Genomic DNA, 1,210 nt, shown 5'->3' with positions numbered 1-1,210 from the left:
CTGATATGTAAAGCCCTTTGTCAAGTAAAAACAATCGAACTGATTAAAAAATGAAAAGTATCTAGAAAGAGCCTAGTTCTTAGCTTCGGGCATTGGCCACTCTGATATTCGTGGATTGGTTACCTACAGGTCAATGGTTCTGCCGCGAGTCCTACTCTCTATAAGCGTGGATCACAATTGTGCCACTTAGTCATTTCGTAGATGACTCAAACCTTGAAGTCCTAAACTCCTTCAAGATACTTTCCATTCAAACATGATTTCAATCCTTATTTCTGTCCAAATTCACCCAGTGATTTTGGATAGAAATAGGGATTCCTCATCGCTCTGCGATGATAAAACTTAATGGTCAAAAGTGTACATGAAAACAAGCGCTAACTTCAAGCTATTCTTCCTGTCATCATCCCCCAAATAAAACCAGATAATTCTCGTGCAATAGCTGTTTTAGCAACATTTTGTTTCTTATTTTTTCCTAGAACAAGTGTGCGATAACGTCTTCTTAAGCGTTCATTAGCCTTATCCGCATAAGCAATCACCTCCACTCGGTTTCCACTTTGTCTCCGTTTCAATTCTTTGGATTTATACCCAATCGTCCCCTTAGCCAATGATTGTGCAGCTTCTATCAGAAGTCGTCTCACATGGCTATTCCCAGCTTTGGTGATAGCACCTCTTCTCTCCTTGTCGCCGCTAGAATTTTCGCTAGGAGTTAGCCCAAGATAAGAAGCAAAATGTTGAGCTGTCGCAAAGCGATTAAAATCACCGATTTCTGTCACAATGGAAAGAGCAGTTAGTGTTTTAATGCCAATAAAGCAAGAAAGCCGTGAGACCTTCTCTTGGTAACTGTCGCTTTGACCCAGTTGCTCAATTCGTGCATCATACCGTTCTATTTGATCTACTAATTTCTCATAGGTCAATAGATATTCTGTCAAAATCTCTGCATAAAGTCCATCAGGATTTAGGGAACGGAGCCAGCGGACATGTTTCTGTGTCCAATTACTGCTTCCCTCGGTATAGCGAAAATCATGTCGGAGACAGAAGGCAAGAATTTGTTGTTTGATTTTCTTCAGAGCCACTTTGTGGTCTGTTCTCATGCGGATATATTCTTTGACTTGTTCATCCTCAACAGTAGGAATATGAACAGGCCGATAGCTACGAAAGGCCAGAGCTTTTGCGAGCTGAGCTGCATCTTTTTTATCAGTCTTAACACGCTTAG

The 1,210-nt window shown here is 41.0% G+C and carries 1 protein-coding gene; it reads right to left on the bottom strand.

Features of this window, described 5'->3' with window-relative positions; genetic code table 11:
- Positions 1–377: 377 nt before the first annotated feature.
- The coding region (locus tag P7J49_RS11560) for an IS110 family transposase (RefSeq protein WP_408570741.1) at positions 378–1,210 on the bottom strand (833 nt) is incomplete at its 5' end.

This window comes from Streptococcus suis (assembly GCF_046032515.1).
GTDB classification, from domain to species: domain Bacteria; phylum Bacillota; class Bacilli; order Lactobacillales; family Streptococcaceae; genus Streptococcus; species Streptococcus suis_AL.
This window is presented reverse-complemented; position numbering and strand designations above follow the sequence as displayed.